Genomic DNA, 15,259 nt, shown 5'->3' with positions numbered 1-15,259 from the left:
GTTATTCCTTGCGGTCGATGCGCTCCGCGCCGCCGCTCAAATGGAGTTTCATCAGTTGCTGTCCCAGCAGGGCCTTGCCCATCGGCCGGTAGATCATCTGCCCGATGCCGAGGGAGCCGCGCTGCGACAGCGTCTCTGAAAGCGATTGGTTGAACATGTCCTTGTAGATGTCGGCGCCGAACCCCCCGCCGCTCGAGTCCGCCTTGCCCGCACCCATCGTGGCCAGCATGTCCTTGAAGAACATCGCCTCGATCTGCTGCGTGGCGCGCTTGAGCTTCGCGAACTCGGGGGCGGCCATGTGGACCGCCTCGCCGACCTGGAGCATCGCGTCGAGCCGCATCACTGCACCTTGATCCTCGCCTTCAGGGCGCCTTGCGCCTGGAGGGCTTCGAGGATGGCGATGACGTCCGTGGGGCTCACCTTCAGCGTCTGGAACAGCCGCGCGAGGTCCCCGACGGTGGTCGACGGCGGAATCAGCGCCACTTGGGCCGTGTCCTCGCCGGCATTGACCGTCGTCTGGTTCGTCACGACGGTCTGGCCCTTCGTGAACGGCGTGTTGGGCTGGTTGACGATCGTCTCGCGATCGATCCGCACGTTCAAGCTCCCCTTGGCGACCATCGCCGGCCCGATGCGCACGTTCCCGCCGACCACGATCGTGCCGGTGCGCTCGTTGATCACGATGACGGCCACGGTGTCGGCGAAGAACTTCTGTCCCTCGATCTCCGCCATGGCGCGCACGGGGCTGACGCCGTCGGGCAGCGTGAGTCGGATCGACCCGCCGTCGATCGCGAACGCCTGGTACTGCGGGAGGTTCTCGCGCAACTTCTCGGCGAGCCGTGCGGCCGTGGTGAAGTCGGCGTCGTTCAGCTCGAGGTACATCGAGCCGTCCGCGAACACGGTCTTCGTGGGCACGCTGGCCTCGACGAACCCGCCGTCGGGGATGATGCCGACCGTGGGGTGGTTCTTCGAGACCGAGCTTCCGCCCCCTTCGGCGGAAAAGCCGCCGATGCTCAGTTCGCCGAACGCCACGGCGTAAGCCGTCTCCTTGTTGCCCGCCGGATAGAGGGGAGCGGGGAGCAGCGAGCCGCCCTGCAGCGTCTTCGCGTCGCCGATCGACTGCACGGTGACCGGGATCCGGTTGCCGGGCATGGCGAACGGAGGCAGCTCGGCGGTCACCGAGACGACGGCGACGTTCTTGAGCCCGAACGTGCTCGGGTCCGAGGTCGTGCCCGCGTCCTTGAGCGCGTTGGCGATCAGGGTCGCCGTGAACGGGGTCTTCTTCGTGTCGCCGTTGCCTGCGAGGCCCACGACGATGCCGAAGCCGAAGAGCTGGTTCGAACGCACGCCGCGGAATCGGGCGATGTCTTTGATGCGCACTTCGATGCCCATCTGCTCGGCGTTCTGGATCGCCGCGCGCTGGGCGGCGCCCGGGTCCTGCGCGGGGGGCTCTTTCGAGACCGCCTGGCCGGCCGCCGAAGCGACCAGCGCGGCCAAAACGAGTAACACCATCGAGTTCTTCATCGGTTGCACCATCAGAAAAGCCAGTCCAAGAGGCGGGTGAGAATGCCGCGGCGCTGCCGGTCCGAGATCGCGCCCGATCCCGTGGCTTTGATCTCCGCCTCGGCGATCTGCTCGCTGAAGATCGTGTTGTCGCTGCGCACGTCGTCTCGGCGCACGATGCCGGTCAGTGTAAACACCTGCGTGTCCTTGTTGATATGCACCCAGCGCGTGCCCTCGATCACGAGGTTCCCGTTGGGCATCACCTGCTTCACCACGGCGGTCATGCGCGCCGTGAAGCTTCCGGTCTGCGAAGTCGAGCCCTTGCCGGCCGAACTCCCCGATCCGCTCGTCGACGCCGCTGGGATCAGCGACTGGATGAGGGGCCCGAGGGCCTTGGTGATCGTGTTGGAGTCCGACTTGCTGGTCGTCGTCTGTGCGGCGAAGCTCGAGCTAGAGACTTCGCGGATGAGAATGGTGAGGAGGTCGCCCTCCTGCTTGGCCGTGCGGTCCATGAACGAGTTGCGGCTCGATCGATTCCAAAGCGAGCCCGGGTTTTGGTCGTCCACTCCGCCGGTCCAGCCCTGCGCCGCGCTCCATCCCGCGCAGCCCAGCGCCAAGCCCAGCATCAACGTCTTCATGAAAGCTTCACCTCCACCACGCCCGGAGCCGTCACGACTCCGACGTGCGTCGTGCGCTGGTCGAGCTTCACCTCGACCTCCACGCTTTGTCCCACCAAAGCGGTCTTGCGCGCGGTCCCGGTAACTTCGACCACCGCGCCCCCGCTCTTCAAAAGCACCTTCACCGCCGAACCCTGGCGCACCCCCGCTTCGGCGAGGTTCGCCGTGAACCGAACCGTGCGCGAGCGCACGGGCTTGCCGTCCACGACGGCCGCCACCACGACGCTGATCGTCGCGCCGTACTGCGTCATCGACGTGCCCCGGAGCTCGAGCTTGCCTTCGGGCACGGCCATCTCGGGATACTCGTCCTTGGATTCGAGCGCCACTTCGGAGCTCAACTGCTGTCTCGCGTAAAGGGCCGCGGCGTCGATGAACTCCGCGTTGGTGACCTTCGCCGAACGCCGCCGCACCTCGGCCTTCTCGGGCACCGTGAGGAGGAGGTCCGCCGTCTCGATCTTCGCGGCGCGGAGACGGGTCAGTACCCGGTCGCGATCGAGGATCCGCGGCACGCCCATCGGAGGCGTGTCGCCAAGGACGACCTGTCGGAGCGAGTCGAGGAGCTCGGGCGCGGCCTGGATGTCCGCGATGTCGCCGAGCAGAATCGCACCGCCCGAGACTTCGGTTTGCGGCCGCACGACGATCGTGGCACCCTTGCCCGAGTACGCAGGGGCGGGCGTCGCGGTCCGCTGCGGGGCCGCCGTCGTGGTCGTCGCCGCGGCTCCATCCGTGCGGATCACGCCGCACGTCCCTTCGCCGGGGTTGCCCACGTGGGGACGGTCGGGCGAGACGAGCAGCCCGTCCACTTCGCGCATCGCCGTGCCGCCCTCGAACAACGCGAGCACCAGTCGGCCGACTTCACTGGTCCGCCCGGCGGCGGTGCAGCTCACGCGGCCCTCGAGATCGACCGAGATCGCCTCGGCGCCTTCGGGCACTCGAATCGTGGGCAGGATCGCGGGGCCCGACACGTGGCACAGCTTGCCGTCGCGCGCTTCGAGCACGGCTTGCTTGGCGTAGGCGACGCGGCCGTCGCGCACGAAGCGGAGGTAGCCGTCCCCATCGACGCGCACGTCCACGTGCGCGGCGCCGAGGATCAGGGCTGGCAAGAGAGCGAGAAGCGTCATGAGTTACCTCTTGAGGCTGTTGAGGACCTGGAGCATGTCGTCGGCGGTCTGGATGGCCTTCGAGTTGATCTCGTAGGCCCGCTGGGCGAGGATCATCCGGACCATCTCCTCGACGATCTGCACGTTCGAACCCTCCAGGACGCCGCCCATCAACTGCCCCGAACCCTCTTCGCCGGGGTTGACGACCTGGGGGTCGCCGCTCGCCCCCGTCTGCGCGTAGAGGTTCTGACCCAGCCGCTGCAGGCCCGCGGGGTTCACGAACTTTGCGAGCGTGATCTGGCCGAGCTCCTGAGGCTCGTTCTGCCCGGGCGCGGTGACGGAGACGATGCCGCCGGGCGAAACCGTGAAGTTGGTGACACCGGCCGGAACCGTGATGTTCGGCTCCACGGCGTACCCTTCGCTCGTGACGAGCAGCCCGTTGGCGTCGGTCTTGAAGGAGCCGTCTCGCGTGTAGGCCGTCGTGCCGTCCGGCATCTGGACTTGGAAGAAGCCCTCCCCGCTGATGCCGATGTCGTAGGGGTTGCCCGTGCTCTGCAGGGAGCCTTGGTCGAAGTTCGTGGCGCTCGCGGAGAACATCGAGCCGAGGCCGATCTGGAGTCCCACCGGCTGGCTGGAGTTCGCCCCGGTGGGCGCGCCGGGCGCGGCGAGGGTCTGGTACATCATGTCCTGGAACTCGGCCCGTTGCTGCTTGTAGGCAGTGGTGTTGACGTTGGCCAGGTTGTTGGCGATGGTGTCCAGGTTGGTTTGCTGGGCAATCATGCCTGTCCCAGCGGTGGTGAGCGATCGAATCATGGCGGCGATGTCTCCTGTCGGTGTGCGTCGTCGCCTTCAGACGGTGCTTGCGGTTCGCCGTTCGGGCGAGCCGGCTGCCTCCCTTGCGGGTCCGGCCTCAGCGGTCTTGAAGGCTTTGAATGAGTCGTTGGGTCAATTCGTCCTGTTGCGTGATCGTGCGTTGCGAGAGTTCGAAGATGCGGTGGATCTCCACCATGGAGACCATCGAGGTCACCGGGTTGACGTTGGAGCTTTCCAAAGCCCCTGAACGCACCTCGGGCGCGTCCATGGGGAGGGCATCGGGAGCGGTGTAGAGGTTGTGGCCCTCGTGGGCGAAGGTGCCCTCGTAGACCCCCAACGTGCCGGCCGGAATTCCGTTGACGGCGATTTCGCCCGTAGAGCTGACGGCGATCTCCCCGTCGGGCACGAGGATCGGGGTCCCCCGATCGTCCAGCACCGGGAAACCGTTTTGCGTGGTCAGCGTGCCGTCCGTGAGCGTAAACGCCCCATCCCGCGTGTACCGCACGCCGTCCGGCGTCTGGACCGCAAAGAAGCCCCTTGGATTGGGAATCGCGACGTCCAGCGGGTTGCCCGTCGGCTCGATCGAACCCACAGAGAAGTCGGTGTACTGCGATTGGAGCGAGGGCCCGTAGCCCATCGAGCCGATCGGTGCACCGCCCGCCTTGAGCTGGACCGCGTAGTTGTCGGCGAAGGCCAGCGCGTCCTGCTTGAACCCATGGGTCGAAGCGTTGGCGAGGTTGTGCGTGAGCACGTCCAGTTGGCTTTGCGCTGCCGACATCCCGGCGGCCGTGGCGTAGATTCCTCGGTTCATCCCACCTTCAGATCGGCACGCAATCTTGCGGGGTTTAGGCCGAGAACCTCGCATTCCACTTCAGGTTTCCACCCCCCGGTACAATCCAAAGACCGCTATGGCCGCACAAAGAACCGTCGTCGTCGTGGGTGGTGGGCTCGCAGGGCTCATGACCACCATGAAGCTCGCCGAGGCGGGCGTCAAGGTCAAACTCTTCAGCCTGGTGCCCGTCAAGCGCAGCCACAGCGTATGCGCGCAGGGCGGGATCAACGGGGCCGTGAACCTGCGCGGCGAGGGCGACTCGCCCTACCTGCATTTCGAGGACACGATCACGGGTGGCGACTTCCTCAACCACCAGCCCCCCGTGATGCGCATGTGCGAGCGCGCTCCGGCGATCATCTACCTGCTCGACCGGATGGGCGTGCCGTTCAACCGCACGCACGAGGGGATGCTCAGCTTCCGTCGCTTCGGCGGCACCCTGAAACACCGCACGGCCTACGCCGGGGCCACCACCGGCCAGCAACTTCTCTACGCGCTGGACGAGCAGGTGCGCCGGTGGGAGGTCGACGGCATCGTCGAGAAGTACGAGGGCTGGGAGTTCCTCGGCCTGGTGAAGGACTCCGAAGGGCGCTGCCGCGGCATCGTCGCCCAAAACCTGCGCACGATGGCCATCGAGTCGTTCGCGTGCGATGCCGCGGTGATGGCGACCGGCGGCAACGGGCTCATTTTCGGTCGCTCGACCAACTCGATCATCAACAGCGGCTCGCCCGTGAGCATCTGCTACCAGCAGGGCGTGCACTACGCGAACCCTGAGATGGTGCAGATCCACCCCACGGCGATCCCCGGCGAGGACAAGTGCCGTCTCATGAGCGAGTCGGTGCGCGGCGAAGGCGGGCGTCTCTGGACGCCGCGCGACCCCGACGACAGCCGCCCCGCGCCGGAGATCCCCGAAGCGGACCGCTGGTATTTTTGCGAGGAATTGGACCCGGTCTACGGCAACCTGCTCTCGCGCGACATCGTCTCCTTCTCGATCTACTGCGTGTGCCGGATGGGCCGCGGCATCAAGGGCCGCCAGCAGGTGTATCTCGACATCACGCACCTCCACAAGGAGAAGGGCATGACCCGCGAGCAGATCAACGACAAGCTCGAGGGCGTGCTGGAGATCTACGAGAAGTTCATGCGCGAGGACCCGATCGAGCTGCCGATGCGCATCTACCCCGCCGTGCACTACACGATGGGCGGCCTGTGGGTGGACTTCGCCAAGGGCAGCGAGGGCGCGATCGACACGTCGTCGCCGCGCAACCAGATGACGAACATGCCCGGCCTCTATGCCGCGGGCGAGTGCGACTACCAGTACCACGGCGCGAACCGCCTGGGGGCGAACGCGCTGCTCTCGTGCCTCTACGGCGGCGAGATCACCGCGCAGGCCATTCAGGCGTACCTCGGGCAGATGGACGCCTCCGCCGAGGGGCTTCCGGCCTCGGCGTTGGAAGAAGCGCGGCGCGAGCGCCAGGACGAGTACGACGCCCTGCGCAAGTCGAACGGCACGGAGAACCCCTACCGCCTGCACGCCGAACTCGCCGAGATCATGTGGAACAAGTGCGGCATCTGGCGCACGCAGAAGGATCTCGCGACGGCGAAGCAGGAGCTCGTGGATCTGGGCGAGCGCGCAAAGCAGTGCGCCCTGCTCGACGACTCGGGCTGGAGCAACCAGGCCGTTCCGTTCACGCGCAACATCGGGCACATGATCGAAAGCGCGAAGGCCATCGTCGGCGGCGCTTACTTCCGCGACGAGAGCCGCGGCGCCCACTTCAAGATGGACACGCCCGACCGCGACGACAAGAACTGGCTGAAGACCACCCTGGCCACCTGGACCCCCGACGGCCCGAGCTTCGAGCTGCAGGACGTGGACACGAGCTTCATGGAGCCCCGCGCCCGCAAGTATCGCATCAACCAGAACCAGATCGTGAAAGAGATCATGGGCGAGGACGCCTTGGCGGGCGTGGGCACGAAGGAGTAGGGGACGGGAGACGGGAGACGGGAATCGGGAATCGGGAGACGGGAATCGGGAATCGGGAGTCGGGAGACGGGAATCGGGAATCGGGAGTCGGGAGACGGGAATCGGGAATCGGGAGTCGGGAGACGGGAATCGGGAATCGGGAGTCGGGAGTCGGGAGTCGGGAGACGGTGGCGGGAGTCGGAGGCCGTTTCTGGGAGTGCGCGAGCTTGCTCGTCGCCTTGCCCCGAGCGGCTTGCCGCGAGTCCCTGGCACCGAGCGACATTCATCGCACCTCCAACCCTAACGCATAGCGAATCTGCTTCCCGACCGGATAGCTCAACACGACGGCGGGCTCCGACCCGTCGGCACGAAGCGAACGGCGCGTCTTCTCGACGTCGATCGGACAGCCCCTCACCTTGATCTCCGGTGTGCGGCACCGTCGCTCCGCTAGCAACGAGCGCAGCGCTTTGAGGTCCCACGCGCCACGCGCCAGCACGCGGTAGGAGCGCAGCCAGGGCGAATCCGGCGGCGATGCGCCGGTGAGGTACCCGTTCGAGTCCCCAAGCGGGGTGAGCGCATGTTGCTCGCACAAGGTGCCGAGCGCGTGGGCGCGGATCGCCGCGGGGTCCGCCTCGCACACCACCGCGTCCGGGCCGTCCACGGGAAACGGCGGTTCCCCGGCGGCGAGGCGCTCGCCACTCTCCACCAAAACCGCCCACCGACCCGGGGTAGCCAGTTGGCCAAGCCACACCAGCGCCTCGCGGCACTCGCCCCCGAACGAGACGAACTCCAGGGCCCCGCCCAGGGACTCGAGGTACGTGTCCGCGAGCATCGGCGAGAGCTTGAGCATCCCGAGACGCAGGGCGCCCATCCGCTCGGCGAGGGAACGCGGATCGGGCTCGAACGCCTCGGGATCGCGCAGCCGTCGCCCGCCGGCGCGGCGGGCCGGGTCGGCCGCCGCGTACTCCCAAGACCATTCGGCACCGAAACTATCTTGCTCATGTACCTCGGCGCTCAGACCATGCACCGCGAGGTTGTGGCGCGCGCACGCCGCGCGCTCCGCGTCCAGTTCGAAACCCACCGCAGGGCCGCGGGCGGCAAGCGCCACGAGGTCTGCGCCGATGCCGCAGGTCAGGTCGGCGACGAGTTCGCCCTGCGGGAACCGGGATGCGTGGTAGGCGGCGAGGGCTTCGTGCGTCGCCTGCTCCAGGGCCTCCCGGACGAACAGCATCTCGCCCGCCTGCCCGAACTTCGCGGAACCGCGTTTGCGAAGCTCCCACTGCGTGAACGCCCACCGCGCCGCCTCGGGCGACGTCGCCGCCGCCACGCGCTCGATCGACGAGGGCGTGGCTGCCTGCCCTTCGGCGAGGCGAAGCGCCCGCTCGCGGAGATCGTCCATCGAATCGGCTTATACTCGATGTTGCCGTGCCCGTCACCGAATTGCGCGTGGAGAACTATCGCTCGATTCGAGCGCTGACGCTCCCCCTAAAGAGTGCGAACCTCATCGTGGGAGCCAACGGCTGCGGCAAGACCAACCTGTATCGGTCCATGGCCCTTCTCCGCAACGCGGCGGAGGGACGTCTGGCCGAAGGGCTGCTCGAAGAGGGCGGGATGCCCTCGGCCCTTTGGGCGGGGGACCGACTGCGAGCATGCCGGAGCCGAACGAGTTCGGCGAACTCAAGGCGTCGCGCAAGCGCGCGCACTCCCACACTCCCGATTCCCGATTCCCGTCTCCCGTCCCCCGTCTCCCGATTCCCGATTCCCGATTCCCGTCCCCAGAGGTACAATTGCAACCTGAGGTGAACCTGAAAATGGGTGCGGCAATGAAGACGTGGCGGGAAAAGGTCGGCTTGGCGGAGATGCTGAAAGGCGGCGTGATCATGGACGTCGTCAACGCCGATCAGGCCCGTATCGCCGAGCAGGCGGGCGCGGTGGCGGTCATGGCGCTCGAACGCGTCCCCGCGGACATCCGCCGCGACGGCGGTGTCGCCCGCATGAGCGACCCCGAGATGATCCTCAACATCAAGAAGACCGTCACGATTCCGGTGATGGCCAAGTGCCGCATCGGCCACTTCGCCGAGGCCGAGATCCTCGAGGCGCTCGAGGTGGACTTCATCGACGAGAGCGAGGTCTTGACCCCCGCCGACGTGGCGAACCACGTGGACAAGCACGCGTTCACGGTGCCCTTCGTGTGCGGCGCGCGCAACCTCGGGGAGGCGCTTCGCCGCTGCGCGGAGGGTGCCGCGATGATCCGAACCAAAGGCGAAGCAGGCACCGGCGACGTCGTCGAGGCCGTGCGGCACATGCGCACGATCATGGCCGAGATCCGCCAGGTCCAAAACTCTCGAGAAGACGAGTTGTACGTCCTCGCCAAAGAGCATCAGGCGCCGCTCGAGATGATCCAGCACGTGCACGAGCACGGGCGCCTGCCCGTCCCCAATTTCTCCGCGGGCGGCATCGCCACACCCGCCGACGCGGCCTTGATGATGAAGCTCGGCGCGGAGACCGTTTTCGTCGGCAGCGGCATCTTCAAGTCCGGCAACCCAGAACGGCGCGCCAAGGCGATGGTCGAGGCCGTCCTGTTCTACAAGGACGCGAAGAAGCTCGCGGAGATCAGTCGAGATCTTGGCGAGCCGATGGTCGGCATCAGCGCGGCGTCGATACCCGAGGCAGACCTGCTGGCCCCCCGCGGCTGGTAGGTATCCGGCCTCCCGCGCGGGCAGAGGATGAGGCGCGGGGCAGGGATGGATGGAGATCGTTTGACCACAACCACGGGAGCACCGAACGTCGTTCTGGTCAGCAATACGTCTGAAGATCCCTTCGCGATCGACATGGCGTACGCCGTCGGCCAAACCGAAGACATCGCGGACATCATCAGCATGAAGACGTTCGCGAACTCCGAGTTCTGCCCGCGCTTCATCTCCGACGAACTCGACCTCACCCGCATCGGGCAACGACTGGACGGAAAGACGGTCGTGATCGTCAGCACGTCGAGCCCGACCCTCAGCCGCCAAAGCCTCGCGATGCGCAACATGCTGATCGCGCGCAGCGCCAAAGAGAACGGCGCGCAAGAGGTGATTCTCCTCGAACCCGACCTCTTCTACAGCGCGCAGGATCGGGGCCCCCACCGCGAACCGGGAGTCACCGAAGAAGATCGCGACATCCAGGACCTCAAGAAGTTCGACGGCCAACCGTTCACCGCGAAGCTCTACGCCCAGATGCTCCGCCTCGCTGGCGTCGATCGGGTTCTGACCGTACACAACCACTCGCTGGCGGTCCAGACGCTGTTCTGCGAGGAGTTTGGGAAGAAGTTCCACAACCTCATCCCCTACGACATCTACATCGACTACCTCCGCAACTCCGACATCGTCCGGTTCGGGGCCGAGGGCGAAGGGCTGGCGCTCTGCGCGCCGGACCAGGGCGTACGCAGCTTCGTCAAGGAGATGTTCGTCCAACTCGCGATGCCGAAAGCGAAGTTCGTGCTTCTGGACAAGAAGCGCACCGACGAGCGGCAAGTCGAAATCTCGCTGCATCCCAAGAGCGAGTCGACCTTCGAGGAGATCCAGGGGCACGACATCGTGCTGCTCGACGACATGGTCCGCACCGGCTCGACGGTCGTGAAGACCTGCCAGTTCCTCAAGCAGATCCACCCTGGCCGCATCGTGTTCGGCGTCACCCATTTCTACGCGAGCGCCGAGGGCCGGGAGAAGATGGCGAGCACCGCGATCGACGAGATCCTCACCCTCAACACGCTTCCGACGGTGCTGAACCGCGACGTGCAGGGTCGCCTGCGCAAGAAGATGGTCGTCCTGAAGATCGAGCGCTGGCTGGCAAGAAACCTCGCCGAGATCCTGGGCCTTCCCGCACCGAGCGGCGACAGCTTCTACCAGATCGACATGTCCTCCAAGAACCCGAGATTCATGCGGAAGATCTGGTCGAACGACCAACTCCCCACCCTGCGATCCGAGCGCGAGTCCTAAATGCCCCGTTCGGACATCGGGCATCCAGCATTCGAATCGCCGTCCGTGCCTGCAGGCGATGCACCTGCGTAGGAGGACCCTGAAGGGTCCCATGGTTTAGCCAGGGGTCGAGCGGAGCAAGACCCCGGGTTCAGATGTGGCGCGGGTGTCCCGCCCGCGAAGGGCCGGAACGTGGAGCGCCAGATCCGTGCCTGTCTGACCATTCGCTAAGCCAGCCTTCTCCCGGCCCCCATCATCCTCCCGGTCCCCACCGACCGAGTACAGCAGGGATCCATCCCCCTCACGCCGGTACCGCAGCGGCTGGCCGTCGAACGGATCCTTGGGTAACACCGGCGGTGTGTCAGGGTAGCTCGCCTCAAACGCGTGCATCATCCGAAGGTCCAAAGACGCGGCGAGTAAGCGCTTGTTGGCCTCCAATCGCACAAAGGCCTCCCCCGCATGGGTGAACACGGGGAACAGGATCTTGGCCAGGAGATCGGCCGGGTGGTGGCTACGCTCAAGCTCGACGCCGGCGAGGTCGAGGGCCGCCGAGAGCGCGATCGGGTCCGCAATCTTCGCCTGGGATTCGAAGGCATCGCACCAACGTTTGAGGGTTCTCGCCTCATAGGCGCGCTGCACAAGCGAGGAGCTCACGAACAGCGGCTTCACTAGAAGCATCGGCGGCATAAAGACCGCATCACTGTCTGACTGCTCCGCCTCAAGTTCGTCCAACGAGGAGAACACGTTGAACTGGAACGCGACTTCCCCGCGCAACGCGTAGGCGAGGTCCGGTCCCTGTCCCATCGTGGCGAGCAACCCCTGGACGGGTTGGATTGCCGGAGTCCCGCCGAGATCGACGACAAGGTTGGCGACGGACAAGACACGCGCTTGAACCGCCAACTGCACCAAGGAACCGATCATCACGGGCTCTTCACCGCAATGCCGCCCGATGGCGACCGCCAGCCGAAGGTCTTCCACCGCATCGGGCACCGCATGATCGCGCGCTTGGAGCAACGCCCTTCCGCAAAGGGCCTCGGCAGCCTGACGGAGCGGCGGAAACTCCGGAAACGGGAGCATCACCCCCTCGGCCCATTCCCGTTCAAACCGGCAGTGCGCCAACGCCGCACCTCGTTGGAAGGTGGGAAGGTAGGGTTCCCAATCCGCCACCGCTTTGCGGAGTGCTTCCCAATTCTGCGGGCCTGTCCTCAAGGAATCCCGAATCACGCGAATCGATTCGTCGTCGGGCCCATGCGCCTCCAACTTCACGATCGCGGCTTCGTACAACGGGGCGGCATTTTCGGCTTCGGCGAGCGGCGGGTCAGGTACCAGCGAGTCGTAGGAATAGGTCAGCCCAAGGGACTTGGCCCGTTCCAGCTGCCTGTCGTAATCGCGCGCGGCAAGCCAATAGGTCACCCAAAGGGCTGCAAGGCCAACCCCGAATGCCGAGAGGCAAAGCAAGACAAGGAACCGTCCAACCTTGCGAACGCGCTTCATACCTTGGGGACGCGGGTACGAGAGCCTTCGTTCTGCGTGGCTAGTGGACCTTTTTGCGCAACGCGTATTGGGCGGACTTCTCGACCCACTCCATGAACGCTTCGTAGTTGTCCAGCACCGTGCGGGGCATCTGCACGTACTCGCGCATGGGCTCGGCGCCCTCTTCCGGGATCAGCGGGCCCGCGCCGTCGAGACCCATCGCGGCCTCGCGGTCTTCGGGTGCCAGCTTCAGGCCGATCTCGTCCTCGTAGAGGAAGGCGAACATCTTCTCGCCCGTGTAAATCCCCATTCCGCCGAACATGCGACGCGCACGCACATCGTAGTTCTCAGCAGCCTTCATCATCTGCTCGTAACGCAGGGGGCGGTAAACCATCGACATCGTCTGTCCAACACCAAGGCCAAGGTGGCCCGAATCGTTGCCGACGAGCAACCCCGCCGACGCTCAATTGTACCTGAAAACCGGCCGTTTCGTCCTCCTGTCCGGCTCGCGGATGCGAAGGTAAGGTACGGGCATGGCCAAGCGCTTGGTGGTGATCGACGGGTACAGCCTCCTCTACCGGGCGTTCTTCGCCACGCGCTTCCTCTCTACTGCGGACGGCCGCCCCACGAACGCCCTCTACGGGTTCACGAGCATGCTCTTCTACCTTCTGGAGAATGTGAAGCCCGACGCGATCGTCGTCGCGCTGGATGCGCCCGGAAAGACGTTTCGGCACAAAGAGTACGCCGAGTACAAGGGCACCCGACGCGAGACACCGCCGGAGCTCAAGGTGCAACTGCCCGAAGCGCGCGGCCTGATCGCCGCCCTCGGCATTCCCAGCATCGAGGTCGAAGGGTTCGAGGCCGACGACGTGGTGGGCACCATCAGCCGCCTCGGCGAGGAGAACGGGTACGAGACCACCATCGTCACGGGCGACCTCGACAGTCTCCAACTCGTGGACGACCATGTGTCGGTCCTCACCATGCAGCGCGGCGTGACGGAGACCATCACCTACGACACCGCCAAGGTGCACGAGCGGTACGGCTTCGGGCCCGAACTCGTGCCGGACTACAAAGCCATCTGCGGCGACACCAGCGACAACATCCCCGGTGTGCCCGGCATCGGCGACAAAGGCGCCACGACGATCCTCCAGCAGTTCGGGCCGATCGAGCAGGTCCTTGAACGGTTCGACGAACTGGAGCCCAAGTTCCAGAAGAAGATCGAGCCGGTGAAGGAGCAGATGCTCAAGTCCAAGTGGCTGGCGACGATCAACCGCGAGGTCCCGCTCGAGTACGATTTCGAGCCGTTCATCCTCGACGACAACGAGTTCGAGGCCGCGAAGGCGATGCTGGAATCGTTCGAGTTCCGAACGGCCGTGCGGCGCATGGACCTCGTGCTGGGGCCCTACCGGGACGGCGCCCCGCCCCGCACGGACGCGACCGCGGCGGAAGTCGTGGAGGAGTCCCTCGAGGTGAAGCTCGCCGAGGCCGGTACCTTCGAGCAGCTTCTCGCGTGGGTCGGGGACCGTCCGTTCGCGCTCACGTTCGAGGTGAAGGGCGAGCAGGGGAGCATGTTCGACGAGCCCACCCGCACGGCCTACGTGGCGGTCGGAAACGAGGTGCGGCGCGGACCCGAAGCGTTCGGGTTCCAACTGCTCGACGCCGCCCTGCCGCGGGCGATCCTCCACGACGCCAAGCCGCTCTACAAGCACCTCGAGCCGACATTGCAGGCTCCGCGGTTCGACACGATGCTTGCGGGCTACGTGCTCCAATCCGGCCGCTCGCAGTACGCGTTGCGCGACCTGATCCAGGGCTACACGGACTTCGGCGCGCCGGGTTCCACCGAACAAGCGACGGCGGCGCTCTGGCACCTTGAGAAGGCGATGGGCGAGCGGCTGGACAAGGAGTCGCAGCGCAAGGTGCTGGACGAGATCGAGCTGCCGCTTGTGCCGGTGCTCGCGGAGATGGAGGCGCACGGCATCGCGGTGAGCCGCGAGTTCCTGTTGGAGTTCTCGAAGTCGCTCCAGATCGAGATCGAGAAGAAGACGCGCGAGGTGTACGAGTATGCGGGCGAGGAGTTCAACATCGGCTCGCCCAAGCAGCTCGGAGAGATTCTCTTCGAGAAGCTGTCGATTCCCGCTCCCAAGAAGACGAAGACGGGCTACGCCACCGGGGTCGAGATCCTGCAGGTGCTCGCCCCCGCGCACCCCATTTGTGGCGAAGTGTTGGCTTGGCGCGAACTGTCGAAGCTGAAGTCCACCTATGCGGACTCGCTGCCCAAGATGATCGGCGAGGACGGGCGCATCCACACGAACTACTCGCAGACGGTCGCGGCCACCGGGCGGCTCTCCTCGAACGAGCCCAACCTCCAGAACATTCCGATCCGCACCGAACTCGGCCGCCAGATCCGGCAGGCGTTCGTGGCCGCGCCGGGATTCACGCTTGCGTCGTTCGACTACTCGCAGATCGAGTTGCGCGTGCTCGCGCACATGTGCGGCGACGAGGCGTTGGTCGGGGCCTTCCAGCGCCACGAGGACGTGCATACGGTCACCGCGTCGCTGATGTACGGCGTGCCCTTGACGGAGGTGACGCGCGAGCAGCGCGGCTACTCAAAGATGCTCAACTACGCGGTGCTGTACGGCGTAACGGACTTCGGGCTGGCGAACCAGCTCGGCGGCGCGTTTTCGATTTCGGAGGCCAAGGCGCTCATCGAGCAGTACCGCGAGCGCTTCCCGAGCATCAAGGCGTTCACGGATTCGGTGGTGCAGGAGGCCAAGAGCAAAGGGTTTACCACCACGCTGTATGGGCGCCGGCGCCACTTCCCCGACATCCACGCCCTGAACCGCAACGAGCGCATGTACGCCGAGCGCCAGGCGATGAACGCGCCGATCCAGGGCACCGCCGCGGACATGATCAAACTCGCGATGCTGCACGTGCGCAACGAGTTGGGC

Annotated in this window: 13 protein-coding genes; 4 read left to right on the top strand and 9 right to left on the bottom strand. The window is 65.8% G+C overall.

The annotated features are described in order from the left end of the window. Position 1: 1 nt before the first annotated feature. The 6 genes from M9921_07380 to M9921_07355 form a co-directional block, all read right to left on the bottom strand. Positions 2 to 340: a rod-binding protein gene (locus M9921_07380; GenBank protein MCO5296662.1), complete on the bottom strand. Its 339-nt coding sequence runs from the start codon at positions 338 to 340 to the stop codon at positions 2 to 4. Then, on the bottom strand, positions 340 to 1,521 hold the full coding sequence (locus tag M9921_07375) for a flagellar basal body P-ring protein FlgI (GenBank protein ID MCO5296661.1): 1,182 nt from the start codon (positions 1,519 to 1,521) through the stop codon (positions 340 to 342). Before M9921_07375 ends, M9921_07380 begins: the two co-directional genes overlap by 1 nt. Positions 1,522 to 1,532: 11 nt before the next feature. Beyond that, the gene (locus M9921_07370) at positions 1,533 to 2,138 is read right to left on the bottom strand and encodes a flagellar basal body L-ring protein FlgH (GenBank protein MCO5296660.1); all 606 of its coding nucleotides are present in this window, start codon (positions 2,136 to 2,138) and stop codon (positions 1,533 to 1,535) included. Further along, positions 2,135 to 3,298 carry a hypothetical protein gene (locus tag M9921_07365; protein ID MCO5296659.1) on the bottom strand — a complete coding sequence of 388 codons (1,164 nt, stop codon included), beginning with the start codon at positions 3,296 to 3,298 and terminating at the stop codon, positions 2,135 to 2,137. Before M9921_07365 ends, M9921_07370 begins: the two co-directional genes overlap by 4 nt. A gap of 3 nt (positions 3,299 to 3,301) precedes the next feature. Next, positions 3,302 to 4,090 carry a flagellar basal-body rod protein FlgG gene (gene flgG / locus M9921_07360; GenBank protein ID MCO5296658.1) on the bottom strand — a complete coding sequence of 263 codons (789 nt, stop codon included), beginning with the start codon at positions 4,088 to 4,090 and terminating at the stop codon, positions 3,302 to 3,304. 97 nt (positions 4,091 to 4,187) lie between these two features. Beyond that, positions 4,188 to 4,901: a flagellar hook-basal body protein gene (locus tag M9921_07355; protein MCO5296657.1), complete on the bottom strand. Its 714-nt coding sequence runs from the start codon at positions 4,899 to 4,901 to the stop codon at positions 4,188 to 4,190. A 97-nt stretch (positions 4,902 to 4,998) separates the two neighbouring features. Between M9921_07355 and sdhA the strand changes: the two genes are divergently transcribed. Then, positions 4,999 to 6,900: a succinate dehydrogenase flavoprotein subunit gene (gene sdhA, locus M9921_07350; GenBank protein ID MCO5296656.1), complete on the top strand. Its 1,902-nt coding sequence runs from the start codon at positions 4,999 to 5,001 to the stop codon at positions 6,898 to 6,900. A 262-nt stretch (positions 6,901 to 7,162) separates the two neighbouring features. Here the strand turns inward: sdhA and M9921_07345 are convergent, their stop codons facing one another. Beyond that, positions 7,163 to 8,278: a hypothetical protein gene (locus M9921_07345; protein MCO5296655.1), complete on the bottom strand. Its 1,116-nt coding sequence runs from the start codon at positions 8,276 to 8,278 to the stop codon at positions 7,163 to 7,165. A 412-nt stretch (positions 8,279 to 8,690) separates the two neighbouring features. Here M9921_07345 and pdxS point away from each other — a divergent pair, with 412 nt between their 5' ends. After that, positions 8,691 to 9,578, top strand: coding sequence for a pyridoxal 5'-phosphate synthase lyase subunit PdxS (gene pdxS, locus M9921_07340; protein MCO5296654.1), 888 nt, complete (start codon positions 8,691 to 8,693; stop codon positions 9,576 to 9,578). A gap of 60 nt (positions 9,579 to 9,638) precedes the next feature. Then, complete coding sequence (locus M9921_07335) at positions 9,639 to 10,859, top strand: hypothetical protein (protein MCO5296653.1); 1,221 nt, start codon at positions 9,639 to 9,641, stop codon at positions 10,857 to 10,859. A 96-nt stretch (positions 10,860 to 10,955) separates the two neighbouring features. Here M9921_07335 and M9921_07330 read toward each other — a convergent pair whose 3' ends face one another. Next, entirely contained in the window at positions 10,956 to 12,251 is a 1,296-nt protein-coding gene (locus M9921_07330) for a hypothetical protein (GenBank protein ID MCO5296652.1), read from the bottom strand. 121 nt (positions 12,252 to 12,372) lie between these two features. Then, entirely contained in the window at positions 12,373 to 12,711 is a 339-nt protein-coding gene (locus M9921_07325) for a TfoX/Sxy family protein (protein MCO5296651.1), read from the bottom strand. A 133-nt stretch (positions 12,712 to 12,844) separates the two neighbouring features. On the opposite strand from M9921_07325, the gene polA reads away from it, so the two are divergent. Further along, positions 12,845 to 15,259: DNA polymerase I (gene polA / locus M9921_07320; protein ID MCO5296650.1), on the top strand; the 2,415-nt coding region annotated here is incomplete at its 3' end.

The sequence above is a fragment of the Fimbriimonadaceae bacterium genome (assembly GCA_023957775.1).
Classification (GTDB): domain Bacteria; phylum Armatimonadota; class Fimbriimonadia; order Fimbriimonadales; family Fimbriimonadaceae; genus JAMLGR01.
The sequence above is the reverse complement of the archived record's forward strand: the minus strand, read 5'-3'. Positions and strand labels throughout refer to the sequence as shown.